Raw genomic sequence first — 272 nt, forward strand, 5'->3', positions numbered from 1 at the left:
GTTGCCCCGCCAGCGTCAGCGCAAGACCAAACTCAATGCGCGCCCGAGCGCCGTTCGACGAACCGCGCGACGTAGTCGTCGGCGGGTTTCGTGAGGATTTCGTTCGGCGTGCCTTCCTGCACCAGCGTGCCGTCGCGCAGAATCGCGATGCGGTTGCCGATGCGCAGCGCTTCGTCCAGATCGTGCGTGATGAACACGATTGTCTTGTTGAGCGTCGCCTGCAGTTGCAGAAGCTGATCCTGCATTTCCGTGCGGATCAGCGGATCGAGCGC

The 272-nt window shown here is 62.9% G+C and carries 1 pseudogene; it reads right to left on the bottom strand.

The features are described from left to right. Nucleotides 1–32: 32 nt before the first annotated feature. Nucleotides 33–272: pseudogene (locus tag SB753_RS37345) on the bottom strand (glycine betaine/L-proline ABC transporter ATP-binding protein); the annotation flags it as partial.

Origin of the sequence: Paraburkholderia sp. SIMBA_053, assembly GCF_046534895.1 — a bacterium.
In the GTDB taxonomy this organism is placed as follows: Bacteria; Pseudomonadota; Gammaproteobacteria; order Burkholderiales; family Burkholderiaceae; genus Paraburkholderia; species Paraburkholderia caledonica.